General features: G+C 75.9%; 17 protein-coding genes. 9 read left to right on the forward strand and 8 right to left on the reverse strand.

Going from position 1 to position 21,010, the window contains the following annotated elements:
* Positions 1 to 26: 26 nt before the first annotated feature.
* Together OP18_RS44975 and OP18_RS44980 are read right to left on the reverse strand one after the other, a co-directional pair.
* On the reverse strand, positions 27 to 662 hold the full coding sequence (locus OP18_RS44975) for an HNH endonuclease family protein (protein WP_033365653.1): 636 nt from the start codon (positions 660 to 662) through the stop codon (positions 27 to 29).
* A 180-nt stretch (positions 663 to 842) separates the two neighbouring features.
* Positions 843 to 3,926 (reverse strand): AfsR/SARP family transcriptional regulator, encoded by a 3,084-nt coding sequence (locus OP18_RS44980; RefSeq protein WP_156090232.1) that lies wholly within the window; start codon positions 3,924 to 3,926, stop codon positions 843 to 845.
* Positions 3,927 to 4,141: 215 nt separating this feature from the next.
* Between OP18_RS44980 and OP18_RS44985 the strand changes: the two genes are divergently transcribed.
* The 5 genes from OP18_RS44985 to OP18_RS45005 all read left to right on the forward strand — a co-directional run bounded on the left by OP18_RS44985 (position 4,142) and on the right by OP18_RS45005 (position 8,092).
* Positions 4,142 to 4,663, forward strand: coding sequence for an RICIN domain-containing protein (locus OP18_RS44985; RefSeq protein WP_156090233.1), 522 nt, complete (start codon positions 4,142 to 4,144; stop codon positions 4,661 to 4,663).
* Between the two features lie 290 nt (positions 4,664 to 4,953).
* Positions 4,954 to 5,160 carry a helix-turn-helix domain-containing protein gene (locus OP18_RS44990; protein WP_033365655.1) on the forward strand — a complete coding sequence of 69 codons (207 nt, stop codon included), beginning with the start codon at positions 4,954 to 4,956 and terminating at the stop codon, positions 5,158 to 5,160.
* Between the two features lie 47 nt (positions 5,161 to 5,207).
* Positions 5,208 to 6,065 (forward strand): endonuclease/exonuclease/phosphatase family protein, encoded by an 858-nt coding sequence (locus OP18_RS54010; RefSeq protein WP_081971666.1) that lies wholly within the window; start codon positions 5,208 to 5,210, stop codon positions 6,063 to 6,065.
* Positions 6,066 to 6,128: 63 nt separating this feature from the next.
* Positions 6,129 to 6,875 carry a sulfite exporter TauE/SafE family protein gene (locus tag OP18_RS45000; protein WP_033365658.1) on the forward strand — a complete coding sequence of 249 codons (747 nt, stop codon included), beginning with the start codon at positions 6,129 to 6,131 and terminating at the stop codon, positions 6,873 to 6,875.
* On the forward strand, positions 6,872 to 8,092 hold the full coding sequence (locus tag OP18_RS45005; RefSeq protein ID WP_033365659.1) for an MFS transporter: 1,221 nt from the start codon (positions 6,872 to 6,874) through the stop codon (positions 8,090 to 8,092). Before OP18_RS45000 ends, OP18_RS45005 begins: the two co-directional genes overlap by 4 nt.
* Positions 8,093 to 8,095: 3 nt before the next feature.
* On the opposite strand, the gene OP18_RS62200 is transcribed toward OP18_RS45005, so the two are convergent.
* From OP18_RS62200 to OP18_RS45020, 3 genes are all read right to left on the reverse strand, one after another.
* On the reverse strand, positions 8,096 to 10,795 hold the full coding sequence (locus OP18_RS62200; protein WP_052388302.1) for an acyltransferase family protein: 2,700 nt from the start codon (positions 10,793 to 10,795) through the stop codon (positions 8,096 to 8,098).
* Positions 10,796 to 10,858: 63 nt separating this feature from the next.
* Positions 10,859 to 11,482 (reverse strand): isochorismatase family protein, encoded by a 624-nt coding sequence (locus OP18_RS45015; RefSeq protein ID WP_033365661.1) that lies wholly within the window; start codon positions 11,480 to 11,482, stop codon positions 10,859 to 10,861.
* On the reverse strand, positions 11,482 to 12,675 hold the full coding sequence (locus OP18_RS45020) for a CaiB/BaiF CoA transferase family protein (RefSeq protein ID WP_033365663.1): 1,194 nt from the start codon (positions 12,673 to 12,675) through the stop codon (positions 11,482 to 11,484). The genes OP18_RS45015 and OP18_RS45020 overlap by 1 nt, the downstream gene beginning before the upstream one ends.
* A gap of 57 nt (positions 12,676 to 12,732) precedes the next feature.
* Between OP18_RS45020 and OP18_RS45025 the strand changes: the two genes are divergently transcribed.
* Positions 12,733 to 13,662 carry a hydroxymethylglutaryl-CoA lyase gene (locus tag OP18_RS45025; RefSeq protein WP_033365665.1) on the forward strand — a complete coding sequence of 310 codons (930 nt, stop codon included), beginning with the start codon at positions 12,733 to 12,735 and terminating at the stop codon, positions 13,660 to 13,662.
* Positions 13,663 to 13,819: 157 nt separating this feature from the next.
* Here the strand turns inward: OP18_RS45025 and OP18_RS45030 are convergent, their stop codons facing one another.
* Positions 13,820 to 15,244: a dihydroorotase gene (locus OP18_RS45030; RefSeq protein ID WP_033365666.1), complete on the reverse strand. Its 1,425-nt coding sequence runs from the start codon at positions 15,242 to 15,244 to the stop codon at positions 13,820 to 13,822.
* A gap of 77 nt (positions 15,245 to 15,321) precedes the next feature.
* On the opposite strand from OP18_RS45030, the gene OP18_RS45035 reads away from it, so the two are divergent.
* From OP18_RS45035 to OP18_RS45045, 3 genes are read left to right on the forward strand one after another with little or no spacing between them, the layout of a single operon-like run.
* Positions 15,322 to 16,518, forward strand: a complete 1,197-nt coding sequence (locus OP18_RS45035) for a CaiB/BaiF CoA transferase family protein (RefSeq protein ID WP_211273874.1) — start codon at positions 15,322 to 15,324, stop codon at positions 16,516 to 16,518.
* On the forward strand, positions 16,518 to 17,315 hold the full coding sequence (locus OP18_RS45040; RefSeq protein WP_033365670.1) for a cyclase family protein: 798 nt from the start codon (positions 16,518 to 16,520) through the stop codon (positions 17,313 to 17,315). Before OP18_RS45035 ends, OP18_RS45040 begins: the two co-directional genes overlap by 1 nt.
* Complete coding sequence (locus OP18_RS45045) at positions 17,312 to 18,748, forward strand: MmgE/PrpD family protein (protein WP_052388303.1); 1,437 nt, start codon at positions 17,312 to 17,314, stop codon at positions 18,746 to 18,748. Before OP18_RS45040 ends, OP18_RS45045 begins: the two co-directional genes overlap by 4 nt.
* 303 nt (positions 18,749 to 19,051) lie before the next feature.
* Here OP18_RS45045 and OP18_RS45050 read toward each other — a convergent pair whose 3' ends face one another.
* On the reverse strand, positions 19,052 to 19,756 hold the full coding sequence (locus OP18_RS45050; RefSeq protein WP_033365673.1) for a class I SAM-dependent methyltransferase: 705 nt from the start codon (positions 19,754 to 19,756) through the stop codon (positions 19,052 to 19,054).
* 66 nt (positions 19,757 to 19,822) lie between these two features.
* Positions 19,823 to 20,968: a hypothetical protein gene (locus tag OP18_RS45055; protein ID WP_156090234.1), complete on the reverse strand. Its 1,146-nt coding sequence runs from the start codon at positions 20,966 to 20,968 to the stop codon at positions 19,823 to 19,825.
* Positions 20,969 to 21,010: the final 42 nt, after the last annotated feature.

The following is a 21,010-nucleotide window of genomic DNA, read 5'->3' on the forward strand; positions in this document are numbered from 1 at the left end:
CGGCCGGGTCGTTCGGGGGCGTACGGTCAGGACGCGCAGGTGTTGAGCATCGTCTGCAGCGCGGACTTCTCCGCCGACTGCAGCTTCAGCGCCCAGTAGTACTTGACGGCGATCCACATCTTGGCGTACGTGCACCGGTACGACGACAGCGACGGCTGCCACGTCGACGGGTCCTGGTCGCCCTTGGCCTGGTTGACGTTGTCGGTGACGGCGATCAGCTGCGGGCGGGTCAGGTCGTTGGCGAAGCTCTGCCGCTTCGCGGTCGTCCACGAGCTGGCCCCGGAGCGCCACGCCTCGGCCAGCGGCACCACGTGGTCGATGTCGACGTCGGAGGCCGCGGTCCAGGTGGCGCCGTCGTACGGGGAGTACCAGCGCCCCGAGGTGGCCGCGCACGAGGAGTCGGTGACCACCGACGAGCCGTCGCGCTTGAGGACGGTCTCGCGGGTGTTGCAGGTGCCGCTGATGGTGATCCAGTGCGGGAACAGGTCGCGGGAGTACCCGCTGGTCGAGCCCTCGGCGGCCACGGTGAGCGCGGTGAGCCAGCTCTGCGCCGTCGACTTCGAGGGGATCCCGGGCGGGGTCGCCGGCGACGGGGCGCCGAGCACGAGCGCGGCCAGCACACCGGCCAGCAGCGCGGCGAGCAAACGAGACGGTCGGGTCATTGCCGCTCCGATCAGACGTCCGATGCGGCACCGGTACCGGCACCGCGCCGACAATATCGACGATCACCAGTGTCATGCGCGACGGCGGCGGCGTGAACATCCCGTGGACGTCCTACGACGCAAGGTATGCGGCCCCCGTCACCGACCGTTCACGTCCAAACGGCCCGGACGGCGGTGGGCTCAGGACGCGCGGGCCGCGCCGGCGAACGCGGGCGCCGGCCGCTGCTCGACGGCGGGCAGGCCCAGGGCGCGGAACCCGTCCAGGGCCTCCCGCCGGCACCGGGCGGCGCTGACCGCGTCGCCGAGCGCGGCGTGCGCGGCGCCGAGCCCGTCGAGGGCCTGCGCGGCGCGGTCCGGCTCGCCGAGCTCGCGGGCGACGAGCAGGGCCCGCCGGTGCGCGGCGGCGGCCTCGGCCGGCCGGTCGCCGCGCAGCGCCCGGCCGACGCCGTTGAGCGCCTCGGCTTCCAGGCGCCGCTCGCCGATCTCGGCGGCGATGGCCAGGGCCCGCCGGTGCTCGTGCAGCGCGTCGGCGGCTCGGCCGGCGAGCAGGTGCGCGTCGCCGAGCGCGATGCGGGCCTCGGCCTCGCCGAGCCGGTCGGCGACCCCCTCGAACATCCGCAGCGCCCGCCGCAGCTGGGCGACCGCGGCGCGGTCCAGGCCGCACTCGGCGTCGGTGCGGCCGAGCCCGGCGATCGCGACCGCCTCGGCGGTGACGTCGCCGACGTCGTGCAGGATCCGCCGGGCCCGCTCGTGGCAGTCGCGGGCCTGCTCGTGCCGGCGGTGCCGCTGGTGCACCTCGGCGAGGTCGAGCAGGTTGCGGCCCTGGCCGACCCGGTCGCCGAGGTCGGCGTAGATGCCGCCGGCCAGCTCGTAACAGCGCAGGGCGAGCCTGGGCCGGCCGCGCAGCCAGTGGATGCGGCCGATGTTGCTCAGCTCGCGGGCCTCGCCGAGGCGGTGCCCGGCGGCCCGGAACGCGCGCAGCGCCTCGCGTTTGTGGCTGAGCGCGGCGTCGTACCGGCCGAGCTGGAACTCGTTGGAGCCGATGCAGCCGAGCGCCTTCGCCGCGCCGACGGGGTCGCCGAGCCGCTCGTACAGCCGCATCGCCCGCTGCAGGTCGGTGATCGACTCCTGGTAGCGCTCGTCGCGGCCCCGGGCGGTGCCGAGCTCGAACAGCGCGGTGGCCTGCGCGGCGAGGTCGTCCCGGGCGGTGGCGAGGTCGAGCAGGTGCCGGTTGACGGCGAGGCTGTCCGCGACGTGGTACCCGACCCGCAGGAACCGCTGCGCGGCCCGGCCGAGCGCGACGGCGGGGCCCACCGTGGCGCCGGTGGCGGCGAGGACCGCGGCGACGAGGTTGGGCCGCTCCTCGTCCAGCCACGCCCGGGCCGGCGCGGCGGCCGCCGGGTCGGTGGGGCCGGGGTCGAACACGGCCTTCGACGCCGCGACGGTCCGCGTCAGGTAGTGGGTGTACACGGCGGCGAGCGCCGCGTCGCGCGCCGCCGGGTCCAGGCACGCGGCGGCGCGCTCCCGGGCGTAGTCGCGCAGCAGGTCGTGCATCGTCCAGCGACCGGCGGCGACGCGGTCGACGAGGTGCGCCCGCTCCAGGGTCTCCATCAGCCGCACGGCGCCCCCGGCGCCGGCCAGGGCCTCGGCCGCCCCGGCGCCGATCTCCCGGCCCGGGTGCAGGCCGAGCAGGCAGAACAGCCGGGCCGCGGCGGCCGGCAGGTGCCGCTGCGACCAGGAGAACACGGCCCGCAGCGCGCTGTCGTCCTCGCCGGTGTCGAGCAGGTCCAGGCGGCCGCGTTCGCCGGCGAGCTCGGCGGACAGCTCGGCCAGGGACGTGCCGGGCCGCCCGGCGGCCAGCTCCGCGGCGATCCGGATGGCCAGCGGCAGCCGGGCGCACTGCTCGGCGAGGGCGGCCGCGGCGTCCGGCTCCGCGCCGGCCCGCTCCCCCGCGAGCCGGCGCAGCAGCGTGACCGCGTCGTCGGGCGGCAGCACGCCCAGCCGGACCCGCTGCGCGCCGTCGCGGGCGACCAGGCCGGCCAGGGCGTCGCGGCTGGTCACCAGGACGGCGCAGGTGGCGGCGCCGGGCAGCAGCGGGCGCACCTGGGCGGCGCTGAGCGCGTTGTCGAGCACGACGAGGATGCGCCGGCCGGCGGTCAGGCTGCGCCACCGGGTGGTCCGGCCGGGCAGATCCGCGGGCAGGTCGGCGGGGCCGACCCCGAGCGAGCCGAGCATCGCGCCGAGCGCCGCCTCGGGCGCGAGGGGCTCGTCGGGGTGCGCGCCGCGCAGGTCGACGTGCAGCTGCCCGTCGGGGAACAGCGCCGCCGCCTGGTGCGCCCACCGCAGCGCCAGGGTCGTCTTGCCGACCCCGCCGGTGCCGCACAGCACGGCGACGGGCAGCGTGGCCGGTGCGTCCCGCGGGGTCAGCACGTCACCGAGCGCGGCCAGCTCCGCCGACCGCCCGGTGAAGGCGTGCACGGCCGGCGGCAGCTCCCGGGGCACCGGCGCCCGCACCTCGACCGCCGCCGGCGGTGGCGCCAACGCCGGCTCCTGCCGCAGGATCCGGGCGTGCAGGTCCCGCACGGCCGGGCCGGGCTCGATGCCGAGCTCCTCGTCCAGCCGCTGCCGCAGCCGCCGGTACACCTCGAGGGCGTCCGCCTGCCGGCCGCTGCGGTACAGGGCGAGCATGTGCTGCGCGTGCGCCTGCTCGTCGAACGGCTCCCGCCGCACCTGCTCCTCCAGCTCGGCGACGAGGTCGGCGTGCTCGCCGAGCGCGAGCCGCGCCTCGACGAGGGCGTGCGCCGCCTCGGCCCGCAGCATGCTGAGCCGCTCCGCCTGCCGCTCCAGCCAGGGCAGCTCGACCACGTCGGCGAGCGGCTGACCCCGCCACAGCGCGAGGGCGGCCCGCAGCGCCTCGGCGGCCCGTTTGGGCCCGCCCCCGGCTCCGCGGGCGTCGCGGATCAGCCGTTCGGCGAGCTGGACGTCGGTGTCGGCGGTGTCCAGGAGGTACCCGGGCGGCCGCGCGACGATCGCGTCCCGCCGGCCCAGGACGCCCCGCAGGTGCGACACGTGGCTCTGCAGGGTGTTCGCCGCGGTCGCCGGCGGCCGGCCCGACCAGACGACGTCGATGAGGTGCTCGACGCTCACGACCCGGCCGGCGGACAGCCCGAGGACCGCGAGGACCGCCTTGCGCCGCAGCCCCGACACCGGCCGGACCGCGTCGCCGTCGGCCACGTCGACCGGCCCGAGCATCCTCACCCGCACCCGCTGCACGGTATCCAGACCCGGGGCCCGGGCGGGACCGCTGCGTCGGACCTCCGACTGTTTTCACCGGCGCCGCCGTCTGGCTGGCTGTCCCCGTCGGGCGGCGGCACCGCGGCGTTTCAGCGCCGCTTCAGCGCCGTTCCAGCGGCGGCCCGCACGGTCCTCGGTGCGCACCGCCAGATCGGCGGCGCTGTCACTCGAAGGTGGTTTTCACGTTGATCGCATTCGTTCGCCGGGCCATGGTCGCGCTGCTGCTCGGCGCCGGGCTGGCCGTCGTCCCGGTCGCCGCCGCGCACGCCGACGAGCCCCCGGTGTGGAGCTCCTGGGACGTCGCGCACAGCGGCCAGTGCATGGACGTGCCGAACTGGGGCACCAGCAACAAGCTGCAGCTGCAACAGTCGCCGTGCAACGGCTCCACCGCGCAGCTGTTCGACCTCGAACCCGTCGGCGACGAGGGCTTCTACCTGATCCGCAACTACAACAGCGGCAAGTGCCTCGACGTCCGCGACCGCAGCAAGTCCAACAATGCCGCCGTCCAGCAGTACACCTGCCACGGCGACACCAACCAGTGGTGGTTCAAGGCCGAGATCCTGTCGGTCCCCGGCTACTACCACTTCGTCAACCGCAACAGCTGGAAGTGCCTGACGGTCCGCGACGGCAGCATCCTCGCCCTCGCCAAGCTCGTCCAGTACGACTGCAACCCCGGCGGCGTGACCACCCACCAGGCGTGGCGCTGACGCCGACCACCCCGGTGCCCGGCCCGTCCGATGGACGAGCCGGGCACCGCCGGTCCTGGAATCGTCCGAAGCATGTCGAGCGACACCGGCGCCCCGGACCGGCAGGCGGAGCAATGTGACGGGGCGGTTCGCCGGGGCCGCCGGGAGCGAACCGCCGGCATGCAGTGGGCGGTCGCGCAGCACGCCAGGGTGGTCAGCATGAGCCTCGGCAACTCCCCGGCTCGACGCGCTCATCGCCTGTTCGAGACGCTGTGGGCCTGCGTATCCACTGTGGACGGACGGGGTCGCGGTTGCGGGAGGGCGGCACCGGCCTGGAGCCGCTCGGCACGCGCATCGGCGCGCTGCTGCTCGCCGGCCTCACCGGCCAGGCTATCGCCGGGCAGCTCGACCCGTCGCTGCGCACCGTCCAGCGCCGCATCCACGCGCTGACGCACCGGGCCGGCGCGGGGACCCGCATCCAGCTCGGCTGGCACGCCGCCCGCAACGGCTGGGCCTGAGCTTCCCGGACGTTTACCGGCCGCGCCGCCGGAGCAATGGGCTGGGCATGGACGATGCTGCACGGCGCGGGCACCTGCGCGTCATGACGGTCAACCTGTTGTCCCCGGACCACGCCGACTGGCCGCGCCGCCGGCCGCTGCTGCGCGACGGGCTCGCCCGGCTGCGCCCCGACCTCGTCGCCCTGCAGGAAACCGTCTGGGGCAACGGCTACGACCAGGCGGCGGACCTGCTCGGCGACGGGTACCACATCGCCCGGCACTCCGGCCGCTCCGCGGACGGCGTCGGCGCGGTCCTGGCCAGCCGCTGGCCGCTCGGCACCGTCCGCGAGGTCGACCTGCACGTCACGGACCGGGTCACGCTGCCCTGGGCGGCGGCCGTCGCCGCCGAGGTCGCCGCGCCACCCCCGGTCGGGCCGCTGCTGTTCGTGCACCACAAGCCCACGTACGAGATCGGCGCCGCACACGAACGCGAGCTGCAGGCGGTGCGCTGCGCCCGCTTCGTCGAGGCGCTGCTCGGCGGCCGTGACCTGCACGTCGTGCTCGCCGGCGACTTCGACGACCCGCCGGACTCGGCGAGCGTCCGGTTCTGGACCGGGCTGCAGTCCCTGGACGGCACGAGCGTCGCGTACCGCGACGCGTGGGCGGCCGCGCACCCGGGCGAGCCGGGCCACACGTTCACCCCGGCGAACCCGCTCGTGCCGGCCGGGGAGATGGCGCTGGAGCTGGGCCGGCGCATCGACTACGTCATGGTGCGCTGCGGGGTGCACGGCCCGACCCTCGACGTCGCCGGCTGCGCGCTCGCGTTCGACGCGCCGGTGGGCGGGGTGTGGCCCAGCGACCACTTCGGGGTCGTCGCCGACCTCGCCGTGCCCGCCCACCCGCCGGGCGCCTGGCGGCAGGTGTGACGTATCCGTGCCCCGGCGGGCCTGCCGCCGGAGTGCCCTGCGGCCGCAAGGAGACTCGGCGACGTGGCGTGGTGGATGTACGTGGTGCTGCCCCTTGCCGGCGTCGGCGCCGGGCTGGTCGGCAGCGTCGCCGGGCTGGCGTCGCTGATCAGCTACCCGGTGCTGCTGGCGCTGGGCCTGCCGCCGGTCACCGCGAACGTCACCAACAGCGTGTCGCTGGTGTTCAGCAGCGCCGGCTCGGTCGCCGGGTCCCGGCCGGAGCTGGCCGGGCAGGGCGCGCGGCTGCGGTGGCTGGCGCTCGCCGCGGTCGCCGGCGGCGCCACCGGCAGCGCGCTGCTGCTGCTCGCGCCGGCCGAGACGTTCGAGGTCGTGGTGCCGTGGCTGATCGCCGGCGCGTCCCTGGCGATCCTGCTGCCGCGGCGCCCCGCCGACGCCGAACGGCACCGCCACCACGGGTGGCTCCTCGCCGGCGGGGTCGCGCTCGTCGGCGTGTACGGCGGCTACTTCGGCGCCGCGGCCGGGATCGTCCTGCTCGCGCTGCTGCTGGCGATGACCCCGGACACGTTCGCCCAGGGCAGCGCCGCGAAGAACGTGCTGCTCGGCGTCGCCAACGCGGTCGCCGCGTGCGCGTTCGCGCTGTTCGGGCCGGTGCACTGGCTGGCCGTGCTGCCGCTGGGCGCCGGCCTGTTCATCGGCGGCCGGCTCGGCCCCGCCGTCATCCGCCGCAGCCCGCCGGCCGCGCTGCGCGGCGTCATCGCCGCCCTGGGCCTCGGCCTCGCCGTGCACCTCGGCTGGCAGGCGTACCGGTGACCACCGCGACCACCTACCGCACGCTGCTGCGCACGCCCGGCGCGGCGGCGTTCTTCGCGCCGACCGCCGCCGGCCGGGTCGGCATCGCGATGACCAGCCTCAGCATCGTCTGGCTGGTCCGCGACGCGACCGGCTCCTACGCCACCGCCGGGCTCGTCACCGGGGCGTTCGCCGTCGCCGACGCCCTGGCCGGCCCGCAGGCAGGGCGGCTCATCGACCGGTACGGCCAGCGCCGCGTCCTGCCGCCCGCCGTGCTCGCGCACGCCGCCGCCGTGGCCACCCTCGTGCTGAGCGCCGCCGGCCACGCGCCGGGCTGGCTGCTGGCCGCCGCCGGCGCGCTGGTCGGCGCCACCCTGCCGCAGCTCAGCGCGGTCGCCCAGGCCCGCTGGTCGGCGCTGCTGGACGGGCCGCGGCGCTCGTCGCTGCCGGCCGCCTACGCCCTCGAGTCGCTCAGCAACAGCGTCGCCTACCTCATCGGACCCGCCCTGGTGAGCACCATCGCGGCGGCGGGCCGGCCGGTCGTCGGTACCCTCGCCGCGGCCGCCCTCGTCGTCGCCGGCGGCGGGGTCCTCGCCCTGCAGCGGCGCACCACCCCGCCGGTCGTGCCCAGGGACGCGCGCCGCCCGCACCACCGCCGCGCGCTGCTGCGCCCCGGGTTCCTGCTCCTCATCGGCGTCAACGCCACGATCGGCGGCTTCTTCGGCACCATGTCGATCGCCGTGACCGCGCTCGCCGTCGAGCGTGACCGTCCCGGGCTCGCCGCGGTGCTGTTCGCCGCCTCCAACGGCACCGGCCTGCTCGCCGTCGTGCTGTACGGCCTGCGCCCCTGGCGCCCGCACCCGCGCCGGCAGCTCGCCGCCGCCGGGGCGCTGCTCGGCGTGGGCAGCCTGCCGCTGCTGGCCGCCGCGCACCTGCCCGCCGTCACGGCCGGCGTCCTGCTGACCGCCCTCGCCGTGCCGGTCGTGCTGGTCCTCGGCGCCGTCCTCGCCGACGCGGTCGTCACCCGGGGCGTGCTGACGGAGGCGTTCGCCTGGCTCGGCTCGGCCAGCGCCGCCGGCTCGGCCCTGGCGGCGACGGTCGCCGGCCTGGCGGTCGACAGCCGCGGCGCGGGCGGCGGCCTGCTGGTGGCGGTCGCCGCCGCCTGCGCCACCGCCGCGTGCACGCTCGCCGGCCTGCGGGCGCTGCGCCCTCCGCCCGGCCCCGTCCCGGAACCGTAGCCGCTACGGCGCGTACGGTGCGCTGCCGGGCGCCGACCAGCGCTTGTGCCGCGGGGTCGCCGGCTGGTGCGCCGCGGCGTCATGGACGGGCCTCCCCGTGGCGAGCGCGTCGGCCGGTGCCGCGTCCCGGTCAGCCGGCGCGTCCCGGTCGGCCGGCGCGGCGTGGCGCGGGGCGGCGTGGCGCGGCACGAAACCGGCCGGCACCGGCGGCGCGCCGACCGGCCCGGCAGCGGTGCCCGCCACCGGAAGTGCGTCGTCCACCGACCCGGGCGTGGCGCGCGCCGCCGCGGCATGGCGGGGCGCGGGCAGGATGGATGCGGGCTCTGCGGCCGTTGGGACCGGCCCGGGCACGGCGTACGCCGCGGCATGCCGGGGCGCGGGGACCGGGTGCGTGACCTCGTCGACCGGCTGGACCACCGGCTCGGCCACGACGCGCGCCGCGGCATGCCGAGGTGCCGGGACCAGGTGCGTGACCTCGTCGACCGGCTGGACCACCAGCTCGGCCACGACGCGCGCCGCGGCATGCCGGGGCGCGGGGACCAGGTTCGCAGGCTCCTCGGCCACCTGAGCCACCGGCTCGGCCACGACATGCGCCGCGGCATGCCGAGGTACCGGGACCAGGTGCGTGACCTCGTCGACCGGCTGGACCACCGGCTCAGCCACGGACTGCGCCAGGACGTGCCGGGGCGCGGGGACCAGGTGCGTGACCTCGTCGGCCACCTGGGCCACCGGCTCGGGAACCGCGTGCGCCGCCGCGGGCGCCGCGTGACGGGGCGCGGGCACCACGGGGATCGGCGCATCGTCCGCCACCGGCTCGGAAACCGCGTGCGCGGCGGCGGGCGCGGCGTGACGGGGCGCGGGCACCACGGGCAGCGGCTCGTCGGGTGTGTACGCCGGCTCCGGCGTGCCATGAGCCGCGGCGCCAGCGGCGTGCCGTGGCGCGGGGACGACCGGCATGGGCACCGGATCGGCTGATCCGGCGGGTTCGTACGCGGGCGTGGAAGGACCCGGTGCCGGCTCGGCCAGCGGATCGGCCAGCGGATCGGCCAGCGGATCGGCCAGCGGATCGGCCAGCGGATCGGCCAGCGGATCGGCCAGCGCCGCGGCCGCATGGCAGAAGGCGGGCACCGGCAGTGGCGAACCGAAGCCACCGATCGACCCGGCGCCACCGATCGACCCTGCGCCACCGATCGACCCGGCGTCATCGAAAGAACCGGCGCCATCCAGCGGTCCGGCGTCATCGAACGACCGGGCGCCGCCAGGCGATCCAGCGTCTTCGAACAATCTGGCCTCCTCAAGCAATCCGGCGCCGTCCAGCGGCCCGGCACCGTCGAGCAATCCCGCCCCGTCGAGCGATCCCGCGCCGTCGAGCAGTCCGGCGCCGTCGAGCGGCCCGGCGCGGTCGAGCAATTCCGCACCGTGCAGCGGCCCGGCGCCGTCGCGCGAGCCGGTGTCACGCACGACGCCGCGGGTCTGTGCGGGCACCGTGGCGGCGTGGGCCGGTGCGAAGCCGGCGACGTGGGGCAGCAGCACCGTCGGCAGGTCGAACACCGACGACTCGCTGGGCACCCGGACCCGGCCGGCGAACCGCAGCGCCGGGGCGGCGGTCAGGGCCATCCGGTGCCGGCCCGCCGGCACGGCCGGCTGCGGTGGCCGGTCGCGGCGCAGCAGGCGCAGCGCCGGGAGTTCGATGCCGTGGTAGACGGCCATCGCGGCGAGCACGCTGAACCAGAACACCGACACCGTCGCCACGAGGGCCGGCAGGATGCCGGCCTGGTGCGGTAGCAGGCCGTACCGGTCGAAGGCGGCGATGACCAGGAAGTGCACCAGGTAGAAGGCGAAGGACAGCTTGCCCAGGTACACGGCCAGCGGGCGGGACCACAGGGTGCCGGTGCCGCGCAGGTCGGCCTGGGCGGCGGCGGCGATGATGAGCGTGGTCGGCACGAGCGTGACGGCGTGCTCGTTGACCGGGTACGGCGTGAACAGCCCCGCGAAGGATGCCGGCGGCAGCAGCGCCAGGGACCAGCGCAGGCCGGGGCCGCGCCACGCGCCGCGGCGCACCAGCAGGGCGACGGCGATGCCGAGGGTGAACTCGGCCATGCGGACCGGGGGCAGGACGTAGCCGACCCAGGCGGCGGTGGTGTGCGGGGTGGGCACGAGGTTCACGGCGAGCAGCGCCACGAACTCGACCATCATGACCACGATCGCCCACAGCCCGGCCGGGCCGAGGCGGCGCATGCCGGCCAGGAGCAGCGGGAAGCACAGGTAGAAGAACACCTCGCAGGACAGCGACCAGCTGACCAGGTTGAGCGCGGTGTACACGTCGGGCCGGGGCAGCCAGCTCTGCGTGAGGGTCAGGTGAGTGGCCAGTTGCAGCGGCCCGGCGCCGCCGATGAGGGCCGCCGCGGCGAGGGTGGTGACGAGCGTGGCCGGGTACACCTTGGTGAAGCGGCGCCAGTAGAAGGAGCCGGTGCGTTCGCCGGGCCGGGCCGACCAGGTGAGCACGAAGCCCGACAGGACGAAGAAGAACGACACGCCGAGGCCGCCGCCGTGCGCCAGCAGCGCCCAGAGGGCCGAGCGGACGGGTTTCGCCGCGACGAGCTGCGGGTTGTAGTACTGCTCCAGCAGGTGTTGGCCGAACACGATGAGCGCCGCCGCCCAGCGCAGTCCGGTGAGCGAGGGAAGGCGGCTGTCACGGTCCACACCCGTTGTCTAGCGGTCCGCGCACGGCCGCACGGGCGGTCCGTGGGAACCTCACATGGAGTATCACTCCAGGCGGCGCAGGGCCTCGCTCATGTCGACGACGTCGGCGTACTTGGCGTCGAGGTCGAACAGGTTCGCCTCGTGCGGGCCGGGGGCCCGGTCGGCGCACGCCTCGCGCACGACCATCGGCCGGAAGCCGTGCTGCAGCGCGTCGACGGCGCTGGCCCGCACGCAGCCGGAGGTCGAGTACCCGCCGACGACGACGGTGTCGGCGCGCCGGGCGGTCAGCCAGGCGGCGAGCGCGGTGCCGGCGAACGCGCTCGCGTGGTGCTTGCGTACGACGAGGTCCCCGGGCGCCGGGGCGAGCTCGGGCGGCAGCGCGGCGAGGGGCGAGCCGTCGGCGAAGACCCGCAGCCCGGGGACCTTCGTGGCGAACAGCGGCGCCTCGGCGCACGTCTCGTCGGCGAAGCCGACGGCGGTGAACGCGACCGGCCGGCCACCGGCCCGGGCCGCGCCGAGCAGCGACGTCATCGCGGTGAGGGCGGCGGCCGCCGTCGCGCAGAACAGCGGCGAGCCCGGCGACAGGTACGCCAGCACCGGGTCCACGAGCAGCAGGGCGGGGCGCTCGCCCCAGCCGAGCCGCCGGGCGAACCCGGCACCGGCGTAGTCGGCGTCCAGACCGGACATCAGACGACGCCGTCCACGCGCAGCTTGTCCAGGTCGTCGGCGGTCAGGCCGAGCAGGCCGCCGTACACGTCGGTGTTGTGCTGCCCGAGCGTGGGCCCGGCCCAGCGGATCTCGCCGGGGGTGTCGGACAGGCGGGGCGCGGGGGCCTGCATGGGCAGCGCCCCGAAGTCCGGATGCGGTACGTCCACAATGGACTTCCGGGCGGCGAAGTGCGGGTCGGCGAGCATGTCGGCGGGGCGGTAGATCTTGCCGGCCGGTACCCCGGCGGCGTGCAGCAGCGCGAGCGTCTCGTCCGCGGGCAGGGTCGCGGTCCAGGCGGCGATGAGCTCGTCGAGCTCCTGCTGGTTGGCGCCGCGGGCACCGTGCGTGGCGTAGCGGGGGTCGGCGGCCAGCGCCGGGCGGCCCATCACCTCGCACAGTCGCGCGAAGACGGTGTCGCGGTTGCCGGCGATGAGGATGTCGACGCCGTCGGCGGTCGGGTAGGCGTTGCTCGGCGCGACGTTGGGCAGGATCGCGCCGGTGCGTTCGCGCTGGTAGCCGGCGACGACCCACTCCGGCAGCAGCGACTCCATGTACGTGAGGACGGCCTCGTAGATGGCGGAGTCGACGACCTGGCCGCGGCCGGTGCGCTCGCGGGCGTGCACCGCCATCACGGCGCCGTAGGCGGCCATGGTGCCGGCGAGCGCGTCGCCGAGGGAGACCCCGACGCGGCTGGACGGGCGGTCGGGCTCGCCGGTGACGTGCCGGATGCCGCCCATCGCCTCGCCGATCGAGCCGAACCCGGCGCGCGGGGCGTACGGGCCGGTCTGCCCGTACCCGGTGACCCGCACGAGCACGAGCCGCGGGTTGATCGCGGACAGCTCCGGGTACCCGAGCCCCCAGCGCTCCAGGGTGCCCGGCCGGAAGTTCTCCACGAGGACGTCGGACTCCGCGACGAGCCGCCGCACCAGGTCCTGCCCGGCGGGGGTGCGCAGGTTGCAGGTGACGGACTTCTTGTTGCGCGCCACGACCGGCCACCACAGCGACTGGCCGTGCGGCTTCTCCCGGCCCCACTCGCGCATCGGGTCGCCCTTGCCGGGATCTTCGAGCTTGATGACCTCGGCGCCGAAGTCGCCGAGCAGCTGCCCGGCGAACGGGCCGGCGAGCAGCGTCCCGGTCTCCAGGACACGGATGTCGGACAGAGGACCAACCATGGTTCCGCAGTGTACGGTTTGGAAACGTTGTTTCGCTAGAGGAACCGGAGGTGAGCGGTGACCGGAGTGGAGATCGTCGAGGTCGGCCCGCGGGACGGGCTGCAGAACGAGCGGATCCTGCTGCCGACCGAGGTGAAGGTCGACTACATCACGCGCGCCCTGGACGCCGGCATCCGCCGGATGGAGGCGACCGCCTTCGTGCACCCCGCCCGGGTACCGCAGATGGCCGACGCGGAGGCGGTGATGGCGGCGGTACCGCGCCGCGCCGGCGTCACCTACATCGGCCTGGTGCTCAACCGGCGCGGCCTGGACCGGGCCCTCGCCGCCGGGGTCGACGAGGTCAACGTCGTGGTGGTCGCCTCCGACGAGTTCTCCCGCCGCAACCAGGGCACCGGCGTGCGGGAGGCCCTCGACGCGTGGCACGACATCGCCGGCGGCGCCGCGGCGGCCGGGATCCCCGCGTCGCTGACGATCGCGGCGGCGTTCGGCTGCCCGTTCACCGGCGAGGTCCCCGCCGACCGGGTGCAGGCGATCGCCGCCGCGGCGCTGCCGGGCGGCCCGCGGGAGATCGCGATCGCCGACACGATCGGCGTCGGCGTGCCGACCCAGGTGCGTGCGCTCGTGGCGGCGATCCGTGAGGTGGCCGCGGACGTGCCGCTGCGCGCGCACTTCCACAACACCCGTAACACCGGCTACGCCAACGCCGTCGCGGCCCTGGAGGCCGGCGTGGCGGCGCTCGACGCCAGCACCGGCGGGATCGGCGGCTGCCCGTTCGCGCCCCGGGCCACCGGCAACATCGCCACCGAGGACCTCACGTACCTGCTGGACCGCATGGGCGTGCGGACCGGCCTGGACCTGCCCGCGCTCGCCGCCACCGGCACCTGGATCGGCGAGCGGCTCGGCACCGCCGCGCCGGCACTGCTCGGCCGCACCGACACGTTTCCACCATCGCCGCCGAATGGAAGCGGTGTCTCCGTCACGCCGTGACCGGCGCTCGGCTGAACATCGCCAACGGCGTGCGGGAGTTCTCCCACGGTCCCGGCGGACGTGGACACCGGGCGATGCCCGCACGCCACCGCGCGACGCCCGGAGCCCGGGCACCGCGGTCCTACGACCGCGGGCCGGGCGGTCCGCGGATCCGAGGTCAGCGGGGCAGGAAGGTGCCGCGCGGGGTGCCCACGACGGCGCCGGCGCGGTACGCGACCTCGCCGCGCAGCACGGTGGCGACCGGCCAGCCGCGGACCTTGCGGCCGGCGAAGGGGCAGTGGTCCTGGCCGGACAGCAGCAGGTCGGTGCTGACCTCCTGTTCGAGGTCGGGGTCGACGACGGTGAGGTCGGCGTCGTGGCCGACGAGCAGGGAGCCCTTGCGGGGCCACAGGCCGTACGCGCGGGCCGGGTTGGCGGAGACCAGCTCGGCGACCCGGTGCGGGGCGAGGCCGCGGCGGTGCATGCCCTCGCTGAGCAGGATCGGGTACAGCAGGCCGGTGCCGCCGAAGCCGGGCAGCGCCGGCCACAGCGCGTCGCCCTTGTGCTCCTCCAGGCAGCAGGCGTGGTCGGAGGCGACCCAGTCGACCTTGCCGGACAGCACGCCGGCCCAGAGGGCCTCGCTGTCGGCGGCGCTGCGGATGGGCGGGTTCACCTTGCCGCCGAGGCCGGACAGCTCGTCGTAGTTGAGGCAGAGGTGGTGCAGGGTGACCTCGGTGCGCAGGTCCAGGTCGGGGCGGGCCAGCCGGGCCTCGGTCGCGGCGGCGAGCGCCTCGCCGCTGGACAGGTGCAGCAGGTTGACCGGGCAGGCGGTCGCCGCGGCGAGGGTGGTCGCCTCGCCGATCGCGACCCGTTCGGTGAGCGGCGGGCGGGCGTCGGAGTACGCCTTGAGCGTCTGCGGGTCGCCGGCGGCCCGGACCCGCTCGATGAACAGCCGCATCAGCTCCGCCTGCTCGCAGTGCAGCGACAGCGACACCCGCCGGTCCGTGTCGCGGCCGGCGGCGGCGACGGCCTCCATGATCTGGTACAGGTGGCCGAGGTCGTACTCGTCGCTCATCGTGAACGCCTTGGCGTCGCGGGAGTCGGCGGACAGGTTGAAGCCCTTGTAGAACATGTAGTACTTGAACGAGCTGATCCCGTGCCGGTCCACCAGCGCGGGCACCTCGCCGACCTGGCGGGTGTCCATCGGCGCGAGGTGGAAGCCGAAGTCGGTCCAGGAGTGGCCGGACACCGCGGCGACGACCTCGGGCAGGATCTCCTCGTAGGGCCCGGTCCTGTTCAGGTAGTGCTGGCCGGTGCGGAAGTACGACAGCACGCTGGTGGCGCCGCCGACCAGGGACGAGCGGGTCTCCTCGGCCGCGTCCAGTGCCAGCGGCCGGTAGATGCCCAGGTGGTAGTGCGCGTCGACACCGCCGGGGAAGACCAGCTTGCCGGCGGCGTCCAGGACCTCCTCGGCGTCGGCGGCCGGGATGTCCTCCCCGATCGCCGCGATCCGCCCCGCCCGGGTCGCGAGGTCCGCCCGCACCGAGCCCACGTAGGGCAGGACCAGCGTGCCGTTCTTCACCAGCAAGTCGTACCGCGACAACTGACCTCAACTCCTTCGCCGTTTCGCTCAATGTAACGGGGTTTCCATTTTGGCGGTAGTGCCGCTAGGCTCTGCTGGTGGAACCGCAGCCCGCCCTGGCAGGGATCACCGTCGTGGACGTGTCCACCCTGTTCGCCGGCCCCCTCGCCGCCACCATCCTCGGGGACTTCGGCGCCGACGTCATCAAGATCGAGCATCCGGTGAAGGGTGATCCTGCCCGCGGCCACGGCCCCGCCAAGGACGGCGTGCCGCTGTGGTGGACGCTGCTCGGCCGCAACAAGCGCTGCGCCACCCTGAACCTGTCCCGCCCCGCCGGCGCGGACCTGCTCAAGCGCCTGCTGGCCGGGGCCGACGTGCTGATCGAGAACTTCCGGCCCGGCACGCTGGAGCGCTGGGGGCTCGGCCCGGACGTCCTCGCCGAGGTCAACCCGCGGCTCGTCGTCGCGCGGGTCACCGCGTTCGGCCAGTTCGGCCCGTACGCGGCCCGGCCCGGCTTCGGCACCCTCGCCGAGGCGATGAGCGGCTTCGCGGCCATCACCGGCGAGCCCGGCGGCCCGCCGACCCTGCCGCCGTTCGGCCTGGCCGACGGCATCGCCGCCATCGCCACCGCGCAGGCCGTGACCACCGCCCTGCTCGCCCGGCACGCCACGGGCACCGGGCAGGTGGTCGACGTGGCCATCATCGAGCCCATCCTGACCCTGCTCGGGATGCAGCCCATGGTGTACGACCAGCTCGGCGTCATCCAGGCACGCACCGGCAACCGGAGCGTGAACAACGCGCCCCGCAACACGTACCGCAGCCGCGACGGCCGATGGCTGGCCGTGTCGACCTCCGCCCAGGCCGTCGCGGAGCGGGTGCTGCGGCTCGTCGGGCATCCGGAGGTCGTCGACGAGCCGTGGTTCGCCGCCGGCGCGACCCGCGCCCAGCACGCCGAACTGCTCGACGCCTACGTCGGGGACTGGATCGCGGCCCGCGACGCCGACGAGGTGATCGCCGCGTTCGAGGCCGCCGAGGCCGCGGTCGCGCCGATCAACGACATCGCCGGCGTGTTCGCCGACCCGCAGTACGCGGCGCTGGGCACCCTGCGGGCCGTCGACGACCCGGTCCTCGGGCCGGTGCGCATGCAGAACGTGCTGTACCGGCTGTCGGCCACCCCCGGCGACATCCGCTGGACCGGCCCGGCGCTCGGCGCCCACAACGACGAGATCTACCGCGACCGGCTCGGCCTCGCCGACGACGACATCGCCGGGCTGCGCGCCGACGGGGTGCTGTGATGCCCGACTTCCTCGCCGGTGCCACGGTCCTGGACCTCGCGCAGCCGATGCGGCGCGGCATGCCCCAGTCGCCGAACCATCCCCCGTTCCGGATGGCCCTCGAACGCCGCCACGGCGACCTGGTCCGCCCCGACGGCGGTTCGGCCGCGAACGAGATCGTCGTCACCGGCGGCCACGTCGGCACCCACGTCGATGCCCTCGCGCACGTGTCGCAGGACGGCGTGCTGCACGGCGGGGTGCCGGCCGCCTCCGTGCAGAGCCACCTCGGCTTCACCTCGCACGGCATCGAGTCCTTCGAGGTGTTCGTCGGCCGGGCCGCGGTCCTCGACGTGGCCCGGGTCCACGGCGTGCCCGTCCTGCCCGCCGGGTACGAGATCACCGCCGAGGACCTCGACGCCTGCGGCGTCGCCGTGCACCCCGGCGACGCCGTCCTCATCGGCACCGGCTGGTCGCGCCGCTGGGACGAGCCCGACGCGTTCGTCGGCCAGCGCGACGGCACCCCCGGCCCGGGCGTCGCCGCCGCCGCGTGGCTCGCCGCCCGCGGCGCGCGGGTCGTCGGCGGCGAGACGATCGCGTTCGAGCGCATCCCGCCCGGCCGCGGGCACGCGGTGCTGCCCGTGCACCGGCTGCTGCTGGTGGAGCGCGGCGTGCACATCGTGGAGACGATGCGGCTGCACCCGCTGCTGGACACCGGCGTCACCGAGTGCCTGCTGGTGCTCAACCCGCTGCCGATCGTCGGCGCCACCGGCGCCCCGGTCCGGCCCCTGGCCATCCTGCCCGCCGGCGGCACGGCGTGACGGCCCCGGGCCGCGACGGCGGCACCGCCGCGGGGCGTGACGGCGGCACGGCGGTGCGGCGGCTCGCCGAGTTCGCCGTCGCCTGCCGCGAGCGGCCGCTGCCGGCCGCGGTCGTCGCCGACGTGCCCGCCCGGGTCCTGGACATCCTCGGCCTGGCCCTCGCCGCGTACGGCGACCCCGACGCCGACGCCGCCCCCGCCGTGCTGCGCTCGGTGCGCCGGTGGGGCGGCACGGCCGAGGCGACCGTCATCGGCTCCGGCGACCGGCTCCCCGCCCCCGCGGCCGCGCTCGTCAACGGCACCCTCGCCCACTCGCTCGACTTCGACGACACGCACCTGCCGTCGGTGCTGCACCCGTCCGCGTCCGTCGTGCCCGCCGCCCTCGCCACCGCCGAGGCGGCCGGCGCGTCCGGCGCCGCCGTGCTGGCCGCCGTCGCCGCCGGCGTGGAGCTCACCGACCGGCTCGGCATGGCCGCCTACGACCCGGCCATCGCCAACTCCGTCTTCTTCGACCGCGGCCTGCACGCCACCTCGATCTGCGGCGCGATCGGCGCCGCGGCCGCGGCGGCGCTGCTGCTCGGCCTCGACGCGCCCGGGGTGGCCTCGGCGATGGGGGTCGCGGCCAGCATGGGCGCCGGGCTCATCGAGGCCAACCGCACCGGCGGCACCGTCAAGAAGATGCACTGCGGCTGGGCCGCGCACGCCGGTGTGAGCGCCGCCTACCTCGCCGCCGACGGGCTCACCGGCCCGCCGACCGTGCTGGAGGGCAGGTTCGGCTTCTTCAGCGCGTACACCGGCGGCCGCTGCGACGACAACGCGCTGCTCGGCGACCTCGGTGACCGGTGGGAGCTGCTGCGCACCGCGTTCAAGCCCTACCCGTCCAACCACTTCACCCACCCCGGCATCGACTGCGCCCTGGCGCTGCGCGCCGCCGGCCTGGACCCGTCCACTGTGGACTGGATCGAGCTCGGCGTGCCGGCCCCGACGCTGCGTACCATCGCCGAGCCGGCCGCGGAGAAGGTCCGTCCGCGCAGCACCTACCACGGGAAGTTCTCCGGCCCGTACACCGTCGCCACCGCCCTGCTCGGCGGCGGCGGCCTCGGCGTCGGCCTGGACGACTTCACCGGCCCCCTGGACCCTGCCCGGCTCGCCCTGGCCGCGAAGGTCCGGTGCGTCCCCGACGAGCGGGCCACGGCCATCTTCCCGCACGCGTTCGCCGCCGTCCTGCGGGTCGGCACCGCCGGCACCGTGCACGAGCACCGCGTCGACGCGTCCCGCGGCAGCGCCGAGGCACCACTGTCCCCGGCCGACCTGGCCCGCAAGTTCACGGCCAACGCCGCCCGGGTCCTGTCACCTCCGGCGGCCGAGGCCCTGGCCGCCCGCGCCACCGCCCTGGCCGACCTGCCGACCGTGGCCGCCCTGCTGCGAACCTGACCACGCGCCACGGACCCGCCGCCGCTGGGCCGGGCCGCCGCGGCGCGAATGAGGTCCGTCGCGAAGGCGCTGCTGTCGACTGCCCCGTCCGGGTCGAGGCGCTGCGGGACCCGTCCGTGGTCCAAGCGCCGAGCTGAACCTCGTGCCGCCGGCCGGGGCCGTGCGGACCCCCGCGGCGGCGACCAGCGTCCGGCGCCGGCCCTGCCTGTCCGTGGTCGGGCTGCGTGCCTGTGGGCCATGACGCGGGGCCGGCGGCGCACGACGTGCCACGCCGGCACGGGTGCCCGCGACGCCGGAAAGGGCTCAGCAGAAGGGCTGGAAGGACTCGAACGGGGGCTCGAACGGCGGGTCGGGCAGCCGGACGGCCCGGCACCGGGGGACCGGCTCGGCGGCCGGGTCGTCGGCGACGCGGCGGTGGGTTCCGGTGGCGAACGCGGCCGGCAGCGGGGTCCAGCCCAGATTGTGCTCGTAGTAGCGCAGCGCGGCCCGCACGGCGGGGGTCCAGTCGTCGTCGAGCACGATCACGCCGCCCGGGCGGACCAGTTGGCGCAGGAAGTACAGGTCGACGAAGACCTCGTGGAAGCGGTGGCTGCCGTCGACGAAAGCGGCGTCGGCGACCACCCCGTCGGCGACGAGCCTGGGCAGCGCCAGGGAGGACGGCAGGGCGATGAGCTCCGAGACGTCGTCCAGGCCGGCGTCGCGCAGCAGGCGCAGCCCGGCGTCGGCGAACGCCGAGCGCTGGAACGGGTCGACCACCACGTGCCGGGGGCGCGGTGCGCCGGTGGTGAGCAGGGCCTCGGCGATGGCGAGGGCGGAGCTGCCGTAGGCGAGGCCGATCTCCACGACGGTTTGGGCGCCCTCGGCGACGAGCAGGTCGCGCAGCAGGTCGCAGTCGCGGGCGGGCAGGGTGACCCGCTCGGGGTCCGGGCCGCGGGCGCGGGTCGGCCCACCGCGGCCGAGCCGGGCCCGGACCGCGCGGACCCGCCGGCGCCGCTCGTCAGCCTCCACCGTCGCAGTCTCCCACCCGGCGGCCCGCCGCGACGACCGTCCCGGCGGCCCGCTGCGAAAGGGCCGTCACGGCAGCCAGGCGACCACCAGGGAGGCGGCGTCGAGGCCGTCGGCGGGGACCAGGCCGACCGTGCCGGCCTGCACGTCGACGATCGCGATCTGCTTGTCGACGGCCACCGCCAGGGCCTGCGGGTTCGGGGCGGGCTGCCAGATGGCCGGGTCGTCGTACACGCGGACCTTCGAGCCGCCGGAGGGCAGGGTGACGGCGGGGGTCGCGGTGACGGCCCGGGTCGCCGGGTCGATCGCCTGGAACGTGCGGGGCTCGACGGTGTACAGCAGCGGGCGGCAGCTGCCGGGCACGAACACGACGGCGTGGGTGCTGCCCGCGGTGCCCGGCAGCGCGACGTCGGCGCCGGCGAAGAAGCCGGTCTTGGCCACGTCGCCGTCGCCGGTGCGCTGGCGCAGGTGCAGGGCGTCCTTGTTGGTGCCGTTGTTGGCGGCGACCCAGTTGCCGCAGGTGGCGGTCGGGTGCCACATGCCGGGCGAGTCGAGCAGCTTCGGGGACCTGCCGCCGAGCACCGCGACCGTCGTGGTGTCGGCGTCGACGACCGGCGAGGTCGCGGTGATGTCGACGGTGATCGACTGGGGCATCGACTTGCGCCGGTCGAACGTCACGTGCGTGGCGTCCAGCCACTCGCCGCAGGTCAGCTCCGACGAGGCGGTGGTGGCGCTGCCGACCCCGCCGATGCTGTACTTCTCCTTGCGGATCTTGTCCAGGACGGTGACCTTGCCGGCGAGGTCGACCACGACGAGGTCCTCGACGCGCCGGTACGAGATCCGCTTGGCGTCCGGCGAGATGCGCAGGCACAGCTTGTTGGTCGCGGAGTCCTTCGCGAGCTGCTTGTCGGTGCCGTCGGCGAGGTCACGGACGCCGATCACGCCGCCCTTGCGGTAGGCGATCGTCCTGTGGTCGGCGGCGACCTCGTACTCGTCGACCGCGGACAGCTCCGCCGAGGCGCTGGACAGATGCCCGTCGGCCTCCTGGGTCAGCAGCTTGAGGCCGTTGCCCGCCATGACGAGCAGCTTGCCGGGCACCTTCGGCGGCGGCGCCTTCGACGGCGCCGCGGACGCGCCGGCCTTCGCACTGCCGGAGGACCCGCAGCCGGCCAGCCCCAGCACGAGCACAGCGAGCAGCACATATCGACGACGCATGGTGTGTACCTCCCCCGTACGAGGGATGTTTCTAGCACACCG

This window comes from Dactylosporangium aurantiacum (assembly GCF_000716715.1).
GTDB classification, from domain to species: Bacteria; Actinomycetota; Actinomycetes; order Mycobacteriales; family Micromonosporaceae; genus Dactylosporangium; species Dactylosporangium aurantiacum.

Excerpts from the sequence above, each read along its gene's own strand:
- OP18_RS45015 (WP_033365661.1), bottom strand. The coding sequence starts at position 11,482 with ATGTCCGGTCTGGACGCCGACTACGCCGGTGCCGGGTTCGCCCGGCGG.
- OP18_RS45020 (WP_033365663.1), bottom strand. The coding sequence starts at position 12,675 with ATGGTTGGTCCTCTGTCCGACATCCGTGTCCTGGAGACCGGGACGCTG.
- OP18_RS54010 (WP_081971666.1), top strand. The coding sequence starts at position 5,208 with ATGGACGATGCTGCACGGCGCGGGCACCTGCGCGTCATGACGGTCAAC.
- OP18_RS45055 (WP_156090234.1), bottom strand. The coding sequence starts at position 20,968 with ATGCGTCGTCGATATGTGCTGCTCGCTGTGCTCGTGCTGGGGCTGGCC.
- OP18_RS44975 (WP_033365653.1), bottom strand. The coding sequence starts at position 662 with ATGACCCGACCGTCTCGTTTGCTCGCCGCGCTGCTGGCCGGTGTGCTG.
- OP18_RS45040 (WP_033365670.1), top strand. The coding sequence starts at position 16,518 with ATGCCCGACTTCCTCGCCGGTGCCACGGTCCTGGACCTCGCGCAGCCG.